This is a genomic window from Streptomyces sp. NBC_01089 (genome assembly GCF_045162975.1).
In the GTDB taxonomy this organism is placed as follows: Bacteria; Actinomycetota; Actinomycetes; order Streptomycetales; family Streptomycetaceae; genus Streptomyces.
In genome coordinates this window covers 4,878,363-4,892,390 of the sequence record NZ_CP108660.1, presented here as the reverse complement: position 1 = coordinate 4,892,390, position 14,028 = coordinate 4,878,363, and the positions used below count along the sequence as shown (strand labels likewise).

Sequence of the window (14,028 nt, the reverse complement as noted above, 5' to 3'; positions counted from 1 at the left end):
CTCTCCGCTGTCGGTCTGCCGGTCCGGAAAGATCCGGAAGTTTGCGTTCCACTCGGGCGGCTGCCCCGTTGGTCCCCCATGAAACACCGTTCCCACCATAAACACCCAGGCGATTTCAGACAGAAAAGCTCCTATTCAGCCATCCCCTTCAGTCATCCCCGCGCGACCACGCCCCTCGGGCGTCTCTACCACTACGGGCAGCTCCGGGGCCGCACTTGGTGCAAAGAGACGCACTTGTCGGCGCCTGCGGTTACTGTCGAAAGGGACGAGGGGCAGATGTTTGGGGGGCCTGATGCCGAAGGACGCGCCACCCCGGTGGGACCGCAGGATGCAGCAGCGGCTCGCGCGGGGCGAGGCAGCCGCGCTGGGTGAGCTGTACGACAGGTTCGCCTCGCTCGTGCACAGCCTGGCCCACCGCGTGCTGGACGACGACGAAGCGGCCGACCGCATCACCCGCGAGGTCTTCGTCCATGTCTGGGAGCACCCGGACGAGTACGAGCCGAAGCACGGCTCCATGCGCTCCTGGGTCGCCACCCTCGCCCACCGCCAGGCCGTGGAGCAGCTGCGCACGGCCGAGACGGAGTCCCTGGCCGCCCGTGGCGAGAGCACCACGGAGGAGACCGAAGAGCTGGAGCAGAAGGTGCGCAAAGCATCGGCGGCGGCCCGCGCCGACTACATCGTGACGTCCATGCCCGCGCCCCTGCGCGCCGCGCTGGAGCTCGCGTACTTCCAGCGCAGGGACTACCGGCAGACCGCGGCCGACCTCGGAGTCACCGAGGACGAGGCGCGGCGCAGGCTCCGGCTCGGGCTCCAGCTGCTCTCCACGGCCAACACCCGGACCGCCGAAGGGGTCTCACCGCCCGGATACGGCCGTGCCCTGTGACGGGGCCGGCCGAGGAACCGGCCGGACGTCCCGATGAGGACCTTCCGGCGCGTATACCGGGACCCCGCGGAGCCGCCGACGACCTGGCCTTCCTGCCGGCGCCGCCGGTGAAGCTCTCGCACCGGGTCCTGAAGTCGCTGCTCGGCGCCTGGGCGCTGGCGGCCTGCTCCCCCGAGGAGACCGAGGCGGTCGAGGACCACCTCACGGACTGCGCGCCCTGCGCGGACGAGGCGCTGCGGCTGCGGGACGCCGTGTCGCTGCTGCACACGGAGCGGAATCTGGACCTGGACCCGCTGCTCAGGTCCCGGGTGCTCCAGGGCTGCCTGGGCCGCAGGCCGGCCCGGATCCCGGTCCCGGTGTGGGCGGCGCCGTACGACGCGGAGACCGCCAGGCTCGACGCCCTGCTGAACGACTTCGGCAAGGCCGAGTGGCACGCCCCGGTCAGGCTGAAGTGGTACGAGGACGAGCACGCCGCATCCCAGCGGACGACCGTCGCCGGTGTCATCGGCCATCTGCTGACCGTCGACGGCCTGGTCACGTCCGCGCTCGGCCTCGGCGACGACCCCGACGGCCCCCTGGGCGCCGAGCCACCGCGCTCCCCCGCCGAGCGCACCCGGCGGTACTGGGCGGCGCTCGCCACACCCCCGGACCGTACGATCCGCGAGCCGTGGCGCGAGCAGAGCCACACCCTGATCCGTACGGTCTCCTTCGCGGGCCAGGACGCCCCGGCGAGCGCCGTGCCGTACGGCGATTTCAGCCTGCCGCTGCGGGACGCGCTCCTGGACCGGGCCTTCGAGTGCTGGGTGCACGCGGAGGACATCGCGGACGCGGTGGACTATCCGTACGACCCGCCGGCCTCGTCCCACCTCAACCTCATGATCGACCTGGCGGCCCGGATGCTGCCCGCGACGCTGGCCGGCCGCCGCCGCTCCGGTCTGGCGAGCCCGCCCCGCGGCCCGGTCCCGGAAGGCCGGCCGGGCCGTTCACTGCGGCTGGAGATCGAGGGCGCGGGCGGCGGCGACTGGTACATCCCGCTGGACTCCCCGGCCGCCACGGGCTCCCCTGACCACTCCGTGGCCCATGTAGCCCTGGACGGCGTGGAGTTCGGCCGGCTCGCGGCGGGCCATGTGGAGCCGGAGGAGGCGGTCGCCGGGCAGGAGGGGGACCGCGAGGCGATCCGGGACGTACTGTTCGCGGCGGCGGCGCTCAGCCGGATGTGACCCCGGATGTGACCGTGGGGCCGCCGCTCACGACAGCAGAGCCGCGGCAAGCTCACGGGGCCGGGCCGCGAACGGGCTGTGGCTGCCCGGGAGGGTGCGCACCGTGAACGGGTTGCCGGGCATGGCCCGGTCGGCTTCCGCCGTCATCAGATCCTGCACGGCCGTCGGCAGCGCCCGGTCGTCCGCGCAGCGCAGGAAGGTCCGCGGGACGCGCCCCCACCGTTGCGGAGTCACGATGACCGGGGTGGTTGGGATCGCCAGCGGCAGATCGGGGCTCAGTGCCGAGCGCCAGCGGCCGAAGCGGTCCGGAGCGGTGTCGTGGTAGTGGGTCTGCCGCAGCTCCTCGACGTAGGCGGGATCCTGCGAGAGCGGGTTGATGCGCACGGCGCCCAGTTCCCCGGGGTCACCGAGGTTGAGACTCCGGCCCCGTGCCGTGGCGTTCTCGGGCGAGCCGAGATAGTCGGAGAACCGGGGCCGTCCGGCGGGTACGAAGGCCGAGAGGTAGACGATCCCGTCGACGAGTCCGGGCGCGCGCTCGGCGGCCAGTGACGCGGGGCCGCCGCCCGCGCTGTGCGCGACGAGCACGACACGACGGTGGCGGCGGGCCTGGCGCAGCGTGTCCAGCACGGCCTCGGCGCAGTCGTCCATCGTCACGGTGGCGAGCGCGGACTTCTCGGTCGACAGGCCCGGCTGGCCCGGCTGGAGGTATCCGCTGGGCAGGGGCGCGTCGAAGCCGTGCCCCGGCAGATCGACGGCCGTGCTCGCGGCACCGAGTGCGGCGAGTGCGCGCTGCGTCGCCGCCCACTGCCCGGAGCCGTGCCAGGCCCCGTGCACGAAGACGAAGACGCTGTCCGTGGCAGAAGAATCAGTCATGACCGCATTCCACGCGACCCGGCCCCGGTCATCCAGTGAGAGATCTGACAAGCTGGCCGACGATACCTGTGAGATATGGCCGGGAGGCTGACGTGGAGGCGCGGCACCTGCGGTACGCACTGGCCCTCGCCGAGCACGCGCACTTCGGCCGGGCGGCCGGTGCGCTGGGCATCGCACAGCCTCCGCTGTCCAAGCAGATCGCCGACCTCGAACGGGAAGTGGGCGCCCGCCTGTTCGATCGCACCCGCCAGGGGGTGTTCCCGACGGCTGCGGGCGCGGCCTTCCTCTCCCGGGCGCGCCGGGCGCTCGACGAGATCACGGCGGCCTCGGTCGACGCGGCCAGGGCAGCGCGCGGCGAGACGGGACGGCTGCGCCTGGGGTTCATCGCCTCGGCGCTGCTCGAACCCCTGCCGGACGTCCTCGGCCGGTTCGGCCGCGAACGGCCCGACGTGCGGCTGGAACTGCACGAGATGGCGACCAGGCGCAGCACGGCTGCGCTCGTCGCCGGTGAACTGGACGTGGCGATCGGCCTCGGCCGGCCCGGGGGCGTCGGGGCCGAGCAGTTGGTCTCGGTCCCGATCGGACACGACCACCTGGTCGCGGTCGTGAGCAGCACCCATCCGTACGCGGGTCAGGCGTCGGTGGACGTGGACCGGCTGCGGCGGCAGCCGCTGATCGTCGCGCCGGGGGAGGACGAGCCCGCCGTCGCCGCCGGGCTGCGGACCCTTCTGGGCAAGGACTCCCCGGCGCTCTCCGGCGCGACCGTCGCGAGGGACGTCCACACCATCATCGGCCTCGCCGCCTGCGGGGTGGGCGTCGGTCTGGGACCCTCTCGCATGCTGACGGCCCCACGGCGGGGCACGTGGTTCTGCGAGGTGACCCCGCGCACGCCGCTGCCCGATCTGGTCCTGTCCTTCAGCGCCCGGGACCGTTCCCCGGCGCTGAATGCCTTCCTCGACGTCATCCGTAAGAGCTGCCCCGAGGCCGGTGCCGCGCTCGACCACCGGCTCGGCCCACTCGGACCGGAGGGGTGTACCGCCCGCCGCAGCCGTACGACAGGGCCGGGCCCTACGTGAACACCACCGTGCGGTGGCCGTTCAGCAGGATCCGGTGCTCCGCGTGCCACTTCACCGCGCGTGCGAGCGCCTGGCACTCCACGTCGCGCCCGATCGCGACCAGCTGGTCCGGGGTGACCTCGTGGCCCACCCGTTCGACCTCCTGCTCGATGATCGGCCCCTCGTCGAGGTCGGCCGTCACATAGTGCGCCGTCGCCCCGATCACCTTCACGCCCCGCGCGTGCGCCTGGTGGTACGGCTTCGCGCCCTTGAAGCTCGGCAGGAAGGAGTGGTGGATGTTGATGATCCGGCCGTTCAGCGCCTTGCAGAGGTCGTCCGAGATGACCTGCATATAGCGGGCGAGCACCACCAGCTCGACGCTCTCCCTGCGGACCAGGTCGAGCAGTTCGGCCTCGGCCGCCGCCTTGTTGTCCTTCGTCACCGGGATGTGGTGGAAGGGGATGCCGTACGACCCGACCAGCTCGGCGAAGTCCGGGTGGTTGGAGACCACAGCGGCGATCTCGACCGGCAGCGCGCCCGTACGGGACCGGAAGAGCAGATCGTTCAGGCAGTGGCCGAACTTGCTGACCATCAGGACGATCCGCATCCGGTCCTCGGCGCGGTGGAGCTGCCAGTCCATGCCGAAGGAGTCACCGACGGCGGCGAAGCTGGCCCGCAGCTTCTCCAGGGACACCGGCTGCTCGGCCGTGAAGTGCACCCGCATGAAGAAGAGGCCGGTGTCCCGGTCCCCGAACTGCTGGCTGTCCTCGATGTTGCACCCGGTGATGAACAGATAGCTCGACACGGCATGCACAATGCCCTGTTTGTCCGGGCAGGAGAGCGTGAGGACGTACTGGTCGGTCATGACAGCAGGGTGCCACAACCGTCCGCCGTCAGGCGGCCCTGGTCACGATGCGGAGCACTTCCAGGGTGCGCGGCGCCACGTCCGGGTCGTCGCCGTCGGCCGCGGCCAGCCGCACATGGGCCTCCCGCGCGGCCCGTACCGCCTCCGGCCAGCCGTGGTGCTCCATATAGACCGATACGGGAGCATCCGCCCCGACCTGGTGCATGATGCGCAGCACGCGCAGCACGGCCACGTCCACGAGTGCGGCTTCCCCGGAGTCCCGGAAGACCGTCCCGACGTACTTCTCGGCGGACCAGTTGTCGAGCCAGGTGTCCTCGACCAGCCGGTACACGGCGTCGGTGACGTCTCCGTACTCCGGGCGGCCTGCCAGCCAGCACTCCTGGTGGAAGGCGGGGTCGGAGAGCATGTGCAGCGCGGAGCGCACATTGGCGCGCCAGCGCCACCACGGCATGTCAGTCAGCGGCATGCCGTCCATGGTGGTGGAGCGACGGCCGCGACGGGAAGCGTTCGGGGAAGCTTGCACGATTTCGATCGTACGTTCCCGGTGGGCGGAGCCTGCCGGACCCCCGCAATTCACCCGGCCGTCACCCAGCGTTGACGGCGGGCCACCGTCGCGTTACCCGTGGGACGGCAGGGTTACCGACCATGACCGGTTGGCCACGCTCCCTCACCGTCCTCGCGCTCTGCACAGCCGTCGGAGCCCCCGCCCTGCTCACCGGCTGCGGCGCGGCGTCCGGGGAGCCGGACGGGTCCAGGGGCACCGTCACCGTGATGACCTGGGCCCCCGAGTCCACCAACGCGACCTATATGCCGGGAATGCCCGCGATGGCCGCCGCCTATGCCCGCTGGGTCAACGCCGGCGGCGGTATCGACGGCCACCGGCTCCGCGTCCTCACCTGCAACGACCACAACGATCCGGTCGGCGCCGGAGCCTGCGCCCAGCGGGCGGTCAAGGAGGGCGTGGCCGCGGTCGTCGGCTCGTACAGCGTCTACGGCCAGTCGTTCATGCCGACGCTCGAAGCGGCGGGCATTCCGTACATCGGCGGATACGGCGTCTCCAGCGAGGAGTTCCGCTCCGCGCTCTCCTACCCGGTCAACGGCGGCCAGGCGTCCCTGCTGGCGGGCAGCGGCCGCCTGCTCGCCCGGGACTGCGAACGGATCGCCCTGGTCAGGCCGGAGAACGTCGACGGCGACGAACTGCCCGTCCTCCTCGACGCCGGCCTCGCGGAGAGCGGCCGGGGCCCGGCCACGGACATCCGCACCACCGAGGACGCGGGCGAGTACGGGGCACAGGCCGCCGCCGCGCTCAGGGCGGTGGGCGCGGGGCCGGGCGCCCCGGCGGACGGGAGCGGCATCGGGAGCGGTGGCGGGACCGGGAGCGGGACCGGGAGCGGGAGTGGGACCGGGGTCGGCAGCGGGACCGGCACGGGGTGTGTGAGCGCGGTGCTCGGCGGGCGTACGCAGACGTTCATCGACTCCTTCCGGCGGCAGGAGGGGTCCGGCCGGCCGGTACGGATCGCCTCCGTGCTCGGCAGTGTCGGACAGGGGCTGGTCGACAGCACGGGCGGCAAGGACGGCCCGTACGAAGGCGCTTACGTCACCGGCTGGTACCCGGTCGCCGGGGATCCGCACTGGAAGCCGATGCGGGACGTGATCGACAAGTACGCCTTCGACGACAACAGGATCGACCCCGCCGACGCCGGGGCGGAGACCACCTGGATCGCGTACACCGTGCTGAGAGCGGCCGTCGAGTCGCTCGGCAAGGACCGCATCACGGCGGACGACCTGACCCGGACGCTCGACGGCGGCCTCGCCGTACGGACCGGCGGGCTCACACCCACCCTGCGGTGGCGGTTCCAGGACATGCTGGCGTCACGGGACTTCCCCCGGCTGGTGAACCACCGGGTGACCTTCCAAGTGGTGCGCGGGGGGCGGCTGGTGGCGCTGCGGAAGGGCGCGGTGGATGTGGGGCCGACGCTGGAGAAGGCGTCGCTCACGGAGTGAACCGGGGCGGACCTGCCGGTCGTCGGCGGGGCGATCCCGATCGCGGCTGCCCCTAACGCGGCTGTCCCGAAGGCGGCGGCCCCGGCGGAGGCTCCTCGTACCGGCTCCGCCCCCGCCCCCGCCTGCCCGGCGTCAGAGCTGGTCGCTCCTGCGCTGCGTCAGGCTGTACTTGTCCGCGATGGCGTTCCACAGGGTCGACGCCTGCTTCTTCGCCGCGGTGGCCTGGCCGCTGGCCGCGTCCCCACGGCCGGCCGCCGCCGTCCGCTTGGCGTGGCCGTGCTTGCACTCCTTCTTGCTGTTGGCCGCGACGGCGTGGGCCCAGGCCGCGTACTGCTCGTCGGCGGTGGCCGACGCGTTCCACGCCGTGGTCAGCGCACCGGTCAGCTTCGCGTGGTCCGGCAGCTTGTCGACCGAGAGCGTGCCGAGCTTGGTCACCAGATCATGGCGCTGCTTGGCCGCGCCGCGCAGGTCCGACGCCGCCTTCGGGAGGTTCTGGCAGGAGCGGATGCTGCCGACCGCCGCGATCACCGCCGAGCGGCTGTTGTTGCTGTCGGCGAGCAGCTTGTCGAGCGCGACGGCCTGCGGCTGCGCCGGGTCCTTCGCCGGCTCCTGCGTTTTCGACCCTTCCGTGGCAGTGGCGCCCACGGGCTGCTTGTCGTCCTTCTTGTCCGAGCCGCCGCTGAGCAGCGCGCCCGCCCCGAGGCCGACGACGGCGCAGCCGACGACGACAGCGGCGATGAGCGGCGTACGGGACGACTTGCGCCGCCCCCCGGCTCCGCCTCCGGCACCGGAACCGGCCCGGGAAGCCGGCCCGGGCTCCGGGGCGTACTGCGGTGCCTGCGCGCCGGGTTGCTGCTGCGGCCGGCCGTACGGGTCGTTGCCGTACGGATCACCGCCGTACGGGGGCGGGGAGTCGAAACGCGGCAACTGCTGCGTCTCGCCAGCCGGTTGGGGGCCTGCCCCGTTGTCCGAACGGAAGAGGCTGTCGAACTCGGCGGGCGGCTGCCGGTCCTCGGGCGCGCCGGGTCTGATGCCGTAGGGAGCACCGGAGGGGGCGGCCGGAGCGGCCGGGACCGGCGGCAGGAACTGCGTGGGGTCCGCGTCGGACCCTGCGGCGGCCGGGTCGGGCCCCGACTGGGGCTGGTAGCCCAGGTACTGGGTGGACTCCGACGGGTTCCCGGACTGCGCGGGGACCGGGGCGATGAACTGCGTCGCGTCGCTGTCGCCCGCGCCCGGAACGGCCTCGGGGGGCAACGGCTGAGCGAGCGAGGGGGTTTGCTGCGCGCCCGGACCCTGCGCGGAGTGCTGCGGCGCGGAGTGCTGCGGCAGGCCGTGCTGCGGCTGGCTTTGCGGCGGCCCGCCGTACTGCGGTTGCCCCTGCGGGGGCCGGCCCTGCTGCGGATACTGCTGCCCCTGCGGGGCGGGCGCGCCGTGCTGCGGGAGCCGGTGCCCGGAGCCGCCCGGCTGAGCGGCGGGGGGCAGCGGCTGCGACGCGGGCGGCTGCTGCTGGTACGGCAATTGCTGCGGCGGCTGCTGGTACGGGAGCTGCTGCGGCGGCAGATGCTGCGGGAACTGCGGCGGCTGGTGCTGCGGCTGCTGAGGTATGTGGGGAGGCTGCTGCTGGGGCGGCTGAGGTCCGCCGTCCTGCGGCCCCCAGGGCTGGCCCCACGGCTGACCACCGGCGGGAACCGTGTGCTCGCCCGCGACTTCCGGGATCCACGGACCGCTCCCGTCGGACGGCAGTACGACACCTTCGTGCGCGCGCCGCACAGCGGGAAGCTGCGGCTCGTCGCCCTGTCCGTTCTGCGTCACCGGGACTCCTACTAACACGTGGACCTACGGAATCGTCGGTTCACGCTACCGGGTGAAAGGACGCGTCTGCCACGGGGCGGCGGATGGGGGTGTGCGATGTAACACATGCGGGGTGCCCGGCGCTGTACTTGGGGCGGTGGACGCCTGCGTACGCGCCCCAGTGGCTTGTTCTCGCCCCTGCCGTACACGGATCCCACAGCCCGCACACAGACCGGCCGGGCAGACCAGGGCGGGCAGACCAGGGCGGAGGCAGGGCGGTACGCGGTCGCCCGGGCACCGCCACACCTCCGCCTCCGCCCCCTCCTCCAACTCCTGGCACTCCCCCGCCGGCCCGCCGTGCGCTACGCCGCCCGGATGTCCATCCGCGCCCCCAGCTCCCGGACCACCGGCTCCTCCGCGAACGGCTCCAACCGCCCCCGCAGGTCGTCCAGATAGTCCGACCCGCGGCCCGACCGCACCGTGTCCAGCAGCTCCACCGCGCGGGTCCCCGTCCGGCACGCCTGTTCCACCTCGCGCTGCTGGAGCTGCGCCGTGGCCAGCAGGACCAGGCCGATCCCCCTGCGCCTGGTCTTCGTCTCCGGAAGGCCCGCCAGGGCCTCCTCGGCCCGGCTCTCGCCCGCCGCCCCCTGGCCCAGGTCGCGGTGGCAGTGCGCCAGCTCGTCGGCGAGGTACGCGCCGTCGAAGTGGGCGATCCACTCCGGGTCGTCGCCCGCGTCCGTGGCGGACTCCGCGCGGTCCATCGCCGCCAGGGCCCTCCCGGCCACCTCCTCGGCCGCGCGGGCGTCCCCCATCAGCGCGTGGCCGCGCGCCTCCGCCGCGTAGAACATCGACTCCGCCCGTGGCGTGACCCTCCCCCGCGCGCCCTCCTGGGCCGCCCGCGCCAGCTGCGCGATCTCGCGCGGGGTGCCCAGCTCGGCGGCGAGATGGCTCATCGAAGCGGCCAGCACATAACCGCCGTAGCCGCGGTCGCCCGCCGCCTGGGCCAGCCGCAGCGCCTGGATGTAGTAGCGCTGGGCGAGGCCCGGCTGACCGGTGTCGACCGCCATGTAACCGGCGAGTTCGGTCAGTCTGGCGACCGCGGCGAACAGCTCGCGGCCCACCCCGTCGCGGTACGAACCGGCCAGCAGCCCGGACACCACGCTGTTCAGGTAGTGCACGACGATCGGCCGCACATGGCCGCTGCCGAACCGGTGGTCAAGCTCGGTCAGCGCGGCGGTCGTCGCCCGCACCGCCTGTACGTCGGACGGCCCGACCCGCGCCCCCGCGGCCCGCGCCACCTGTGCGTCCGCTCCGGTGATCAGCCAGTCCCTGCTCGGCTCGACCAGCGCGGACGCGGCGACCGTGGAGCCGGAGAGGAAGTCCCGCCGGCCCACATCGCTGCGCCACAGCTCACAGACCTGCTCGATCGCGCCGAGCACGGTCGGCGAGAACTGCAGACCGACCCCGGAGGCCAGATTCTTCCCGTCGGCCATCCCGATCTCGTCGATCGTGACCGTACGGCTGAGTTTGCGGCCCAGCGCCTCGGCGATGATGCCCGGCGCCCGGCCGCGCGGCTGCTGCCCGCGCAGCCATCGCGCGACGGACGTCTTGTCGTAGCGGAGGTCGGCACCTCGCTCCGCCCCCACCATGTTCACGCGGCGGGCGAGGCCGGCGTTGGAGCAGCCGGCTTCCTGGATGAGTGCCTGCAGCCGTTCATTGGGCTGACGGGCGACGAGCGGCCTGGCGGCCATGAATACCCCCTGAGACGTGCGGCGATCACTGATCCGGTCGGGTTGATCACTGCCCGGGAAATGTCGGGAGAATGCGGTGGAAGACGGGAGTAATCCCGGCATTCTCCTTGCGTCCCGCTGAGGAATACCCGTTCCGGGGGGTGCATTCGCCTGCGCGCCCCCGCCCATGCCTCCATGCGCCCCACATGCCGTCAAACCGCTGCTCTGCCCCGCCCGTTGACCCCGTAACCCCAGGTGACGGCGGGAGTTGAGCTGTTCGTGAAAGAGACCACCACGGGCACGCAGGCCGCACCGATCCCCAGGCAGCGCACAGAACCGCTGCTGGACAGCGCCGTACGGTACGCGGAGGAGCGGCACTGGGACGTGCTTCCCGGCACCTGGCTGGAGGCGGTGGCGGGCGTCGAGCGGTGCTCCTGCGGCGACACCGCGTGCTCCGCGCCCGGCGCACACCCCACGCGCCCCGACTGGGCGGCGGAGGCCACCGGCAGCGCCGTCGCCGCCCGCGCCCTGTGGTCCGGCGAGCCGCGGGCCTCGGTCCTGCTGCCGACCGGGCGGACCTTCGACGCCGTCGACGTCCCCGAGACCGCGGGCTTCCTGGCGCTGGCCAGGATGGAGCGGATGGATGTGACGCTCGGCCCGGTGGCCCGCACACCCGACCGCCGGATGCTCTTCTTCGTCCTGCCGGGCGCCGGGGCCAAGGTGCCCGGTCTGGTACGGAGGCTGGGGTGGACGCCGTCCGCGATCGATCTGGCGGTGCGCGGCGAGGGCGGCTACGTCCCCGCGCCGCCCACCCGGGTCGGGTCCGCCGGTGCGGTGCAGTGGGCCCGGCGGCCGACGGCCGTCAACCGCTGGCTGCCCGACGGGGAGGAGCTGGCCGGGCCCCTCGCGTACGCCTGCGGCCAGGAGGCGCGGGACGGCCGCGGGTAGCGGGAGGGAGAGGGGCGGAGACGGCAGGGCCCCGGTCCGGTGGCGGCCGACCGTAGGGTGGTCGCAAAAGCTGGGACTCCGAAAGGCGCTGCACCATGCAGGACCAGGCAGCCGTACGGGTAAAAGGACTGTGGAAGCGGTTCGGGGAGCAGATCGCGGTCGCCGGGATCGATCTCGACCTGCCCGCAGGCCAGTTCATCGGTCTGGTCGGCCCCAACGGCGCGGGCAAGACCACCACACTCTCCATGGTGACGGGCCTGCTCAGGCCCGACCAGGGCACGGTCTCCGTGGCAGGCCACGACGTCTGGCAGGACCCCGTCGCGGTCAAGTCACGCATCGGCGTCCTGCCCGAGGGCCTGCGGCTGTTCGAACGCCTCTCGGGGCGTGAACTCCTCGCGTACAGCGGGCGGCTGCGCGGGCTGCCCGGCCCCGAGGTCGACAAACGGGCCACCCAGCTGCTGGACGTACTCGACCTGGCGGGCTCCCAGCACAAGCTCGTCGTCGACTACTCGACCGGGATGCGGAAGAAGATCGGGCTGGCCGCGGCGCTGCTGCACAACCCCGAAGTGCTCTTCCTCGACGAGCCCTTCGAAGGCGTCGACCCGGTGTCCGCGCAGACGATCCGCGGTGTCCTGGAGCGCTACACCCGCTCCGGGGCGACGGTCGTCTTCTCCAGCCATGTGATGGAGCTGGTCGAGTCGCTCTGCGACTGGGTGGCGGTGATGGCGGGCGGCCGGATCCGCGCCCAGGGCCCGCTGGCCGAAGTACGCGGGAGCGCGCCGTCCCTCCAGGAGGCGTTCCTCGAACTGGTCGGCGCGCAGGGCAGGAACGCCGGGGAGAGCCTCGACTGGCTGGGCGGTGGCCCGCGATGACCGCACCGGCCGCAGCGGCAGCCCCGAGCGCCTCCGGCACCTCACCGGCCCCGGCGTCGCTCACCTCCGTCGTCATCCGGCTGAAGCTCTCCCTGCTCCGCAACGGACTGCGCCAGTCGTCGGGCCGCAAGGCCGCGTACATCGCGTCCGTCGCCGCCGCCCTGTTCTTCGCCGCGCTGCTGCTGCTCGGCCTGGTCCTGCTGCACGGCCACGCGCACGCCGGCACCCTGACCGTCATCCTCGCGCTCGTCCTCGCGATCGGGTGGGCCGCGATGCCGCTGTTCTTCCCCAGCGGGGACGAGACGCTGGACCCGAGCCGTCTGGTGATGCTGCCGCTGCGGCCCGAGCCGCTGGTACGGGCCCTGCTCGCCGCCTCACTGGTGGGCATCGGGCCGCTGTTCACGCTCTGTCTCGCGGTCGGCGCCGCCTTCGCCGTGGCGACGAACGCGGCGGCCGCGGTGACCGCCGTCATCGCCGTACCGCTGACCGTGCTGGTCTGTGTGGCGCTGGCCCGGGCGGTGGCCGCGGCCAACGTCCGGCTGCTCACCTCGCGCAAGGGCCGCGATCTCGCCGTACTGAGCGGCCTGGTGATCGCGATCGGCATCCAGGCGGTCAACTTCGGTGCCCAGCGGCTCAGCAGGGCGGGCGGTCTCGCCGCGCTCGACCCGACCGGGGACGTGGTGCGGTGGCTGCCGCCGTCCTCCGCGATCGGCGCGGTCGGCTCGGCGAGCGCCGGGTCGTACGGAACGGCCGTGGCCCAACTCGCCATCACCGCGGCCTTCCTGGTGATCATGCTCCGCGTCTGGCGGCGCACCCTGGTCCGGCTGATGACCTCGCCGGACGGCTCGACGCTCGCGGCGGCCGGAGCGAGCCGCAAGGAGTCGGCGGGCGGCTTCTCACGGCTGCTGCCCGAGGGGCGTACGGGCACGGTGATGCTCCGCACCCTGCGCTACATCTGGCGCGACCCGAAGACCAAGGCCGCGTGGATCGCCTCGCTCGCGATCGGGCTGATCGTGCCGCTGCTCAACGCGGTGCAGGGCAGCGGCTCCATCTACTTCTCGTGCTTCGCGGCGGGGATGCTGGGCATCCAGATGTACAACCAGTTCGGCCAGGACACCTCGGCGTTCTGGATGGTCGCGCAGACCATCGCGTCGCCCCGGGACGCCTTCGCCGAACTGCGGTCGCGCGCGCTGGCGCTCGCGCTGGTCACCGTCCCGTACACCGCGCTGGTCACGGTGGTCACGGCCGGGCTGCTCGGCGACTGGGGCGCGCTGCCCGAGGCGATGGGGCTGGCCTTCGCGCTGCTCGGCGCGATGCTGGGGACGGGCGCCGTGACCTCGGCGCGCTTCCCGTACTCGATCCCGCAGGACAACGCCCACAAGAACGTCGCCCCGGGGCAGGCGGGGCTCGCCTGGATCTCGATCTTCGGCGGCATGGTCTCGGCCGCCCTGCTCTGCTCACCGGTGATCGCCCTGCTGATCGCCCTGCACGTCACGGGCAACGAGCCGTATCTGTGGATCCTGCTGCCGCTGGGCGCGGTGTACGGGGCGGGGACGGCCTGGGCGGGACTGCGGGCGGCCGCGCCCCAGGCGGCCGGCCGCCTGCCGGAGATCCTCCTGGCGGTCAGCAAGGGGTGAGGCGGTGCCCTGCTGTGGTGGGGTGGCGCGGGGTTGGTGGCGCAGGGTTGGTGGCGCGGGGTTGGTGGCACCGCGCGCGGGGTCGGTGGTGCGGGTGGGGCTCGCGGGGTGGGCCCTGCCGCTGTGGGCGGCCACCACCCCGAGTCCGTC

At 73.1% G+C, this 14,028-nt stretch carries 13 protein-coding genes; 8 read left to right on the top strand and 5 right to left on the bottom strand.

Features of this window, described 5'->3' with window-relative positions; translation table 11 throughout:
- Positions 1-292 precede the first annotated feature (292 nt).
- Entirely contained in the window at positions 293-883 is a 591-nt protein-coding gene (locus OG510_RS22010) for a sigma-70 family RNA polymerase sigma factor (protein WP_406138964.1), read from the top strand.
- Positions 880-2,103 carry a maleylpyruvate isomerase N-terminal domain-containing protein gene (locus OG510_RS22005; RefSeq protein ID WP_406138962.1) on the top strand — a complete coding sequence of 408 codons (1,224 nt, stop codon included), beginning with the start codon at positions 880-882 and terminating at the stop codon, positions 2,101-2,103. Before OG510_RS22010 ends, OG510_RS22005 begins: the two co-directional genes overlap by 4 nt.
- A 27-nt stretch (positions 2,104-2,130) precedes the next feature.
- Here OG510_RS22005 and OG510_RS22000 read toward each other — a convergent pair whose 3' ends face one another.
- Positions 2,131-2,976 (bottom strand): alpha/beta hydrolase, encoded by an 846-nt coding sequence (locus OG510_RS22000; RefSeq protein WP_406138960.1) that lies wholly within the window; start codon positions 2,974-2,976, stop codon positions 2,131-2,133.
- 92 nt (positions 2,977-3,068) lie between these two features.
- Between OG510_RS22000 and OG510_RS21995 the strand changes: the two genes are divergently transcribed.
- Complete coding sequence (locus OG510_RS21995; protein WP_406138958.1) at positions 3,069-4,052, top strand: LysR family transcriptional regulator; 984 nt, start codon at positions 3,069-3,071, stop codon at positions 4,050-4,052.
- Here OG510_RS21995 and purU read toward each other — a convergent pair.
- Together purU and OG510_RS21985 are read right to left on the bottom strand one after the other, a co-directional pair.
- Positions 4,045-4,896, bottom strand: coding sequence for a formyltetrahydrofolate deformylase (gene purU, locus OG510_RS21990; RefSeq protein ID WP_406138957.1), 852 nt, complete (start codon positions 4,894-4,896; stop codon positions 4,045-4,047). The two genes, OG510_RS21995 and purU, sit on opposite strands and share 8 nt — an antisense overlap.
- A gap of 28 nt (positions 4,897-4,924) precedes the next feature.
- Positions 4,925-5,371 carry a hypothetical protein gene (locus OG510_RS21985; RefSeq protein WP_406142480.1) on the bottom strand — a complete coding sequence of 149 codons (447 nt, stop codon included), beginning with the start codon at positions 5,369-5,371 and terminating at the stop codon, positions 4,925-4,927.
- A gap of 170 nt (positions 5,372-5,541) precedes the next feature.
- On the opposite strand from OG510_RS21985, the gene OG510_RS21980 reads away from it, so the two are divergent.
- On the top strand, positions 5,542-6,900 hold the full coding sequence (locus OG510_RS21980) for an ABC transporter substrate-binding protein (protein WP_406138955.1): 1,359 nt from the start codon (positions 5,542-5,544) through the stop codon (positions 6,898-6,900).
- A gap of 132 nt (positions 6,901-7,032) precedes the next feature.
- On the opposite strand, the gene OG510_RS21975 is transcribed toward OG510_RS21980, so the two are convergent.
- Positions 7,033-8,154 carry a hypothetical protein gene (locus OG510_RS21975; protein ID WP_406138954.1) on the bottom strand — a complete coding sequence of 374 codons (1,122 nt, stop codon included), beginning with the start codon at positions 8,152-8,154 and terminating at the stop codon, positions 7,033-7,035.
- A 21-nt stretch (positions 8,155-8,175) separates the two neighbouring features.
- Between OG510_RS21975 and OG510_RS21970 the strand changes: the two genes are divergently transcribed.
- Positions 8,176-8,727, top strand: coding sequence for a hypothetical protein (locus tag OG510_RS21970; protein WP_406138953.1), 552 nt, complete (start codon positions 8,176-8,178; stop codon positions 8,725-8,727).
- Positions 8,728-9,053: 326 nt separating this feature from the next.
- On the opposite strand, the gene OG510_RS21965 is transcribed toward OG510_RS21970, so the two are convergent.
- Positions 9,054-10,442 (bottom strand): transcriptional regulator, encoded by a 1,389-nt coding sequence (locus tag OG510_RS21965; protein WP_406138952.1) that lies wholly within the window; start codon positions 10,440-10,442, stop codon positions 9,054-9,056.
- Between the two features lie 258 nt (positions 10,443-10,700).
- Between OG510_RS21965 and OG510_RS21960 the strand changes: the two genes are divergently transcribed.
- The 3 genes from OG510_RS21960 to OG510_RS21950 all read left to right on the top strand — a co-directional run bounded on the left by OG510_RS21960 (position 10,701) and on the right by OG510_RS21950 (position 13,878).
- Positions 10,701-11,369, top strand: coding sequence for a bifunctional DNA primase/polymerase (locus tag OG510_RS21960; RefSeq protein ID WP_406138950.1), 669 nt, complete (start codon positions 10,701-10,703; stop codon positions 11,367-11,369).
- Between the two features lie 95 nt (positions 11,370-11,464).
- Positions 11,465-12,241, top strand: coding sequence for an ABC transporter ATP-binding protein (locus OG510_RS21955; protein ID WP_164267259.1), 777 nt, complete (start codon positions 11,465-11,467; stop codon positions 12,239-12,241).
- Positions 12,238-13,878, top strand: a complete 1,641-nt coding sequence (locus OG510_RS21950; RefSeq protein WP_406138948.1) for a transporter — start codon at positions 12,238-12,240, stop codon at positions 13,876-13,878. The genes OG510_RS21955 and OG510_RS21950 overlap by 4 nt, the downstream gene beginning before the upstream one ends.
- Positions 13,879-14,028 lie beyond the last annotated feature (150 nt).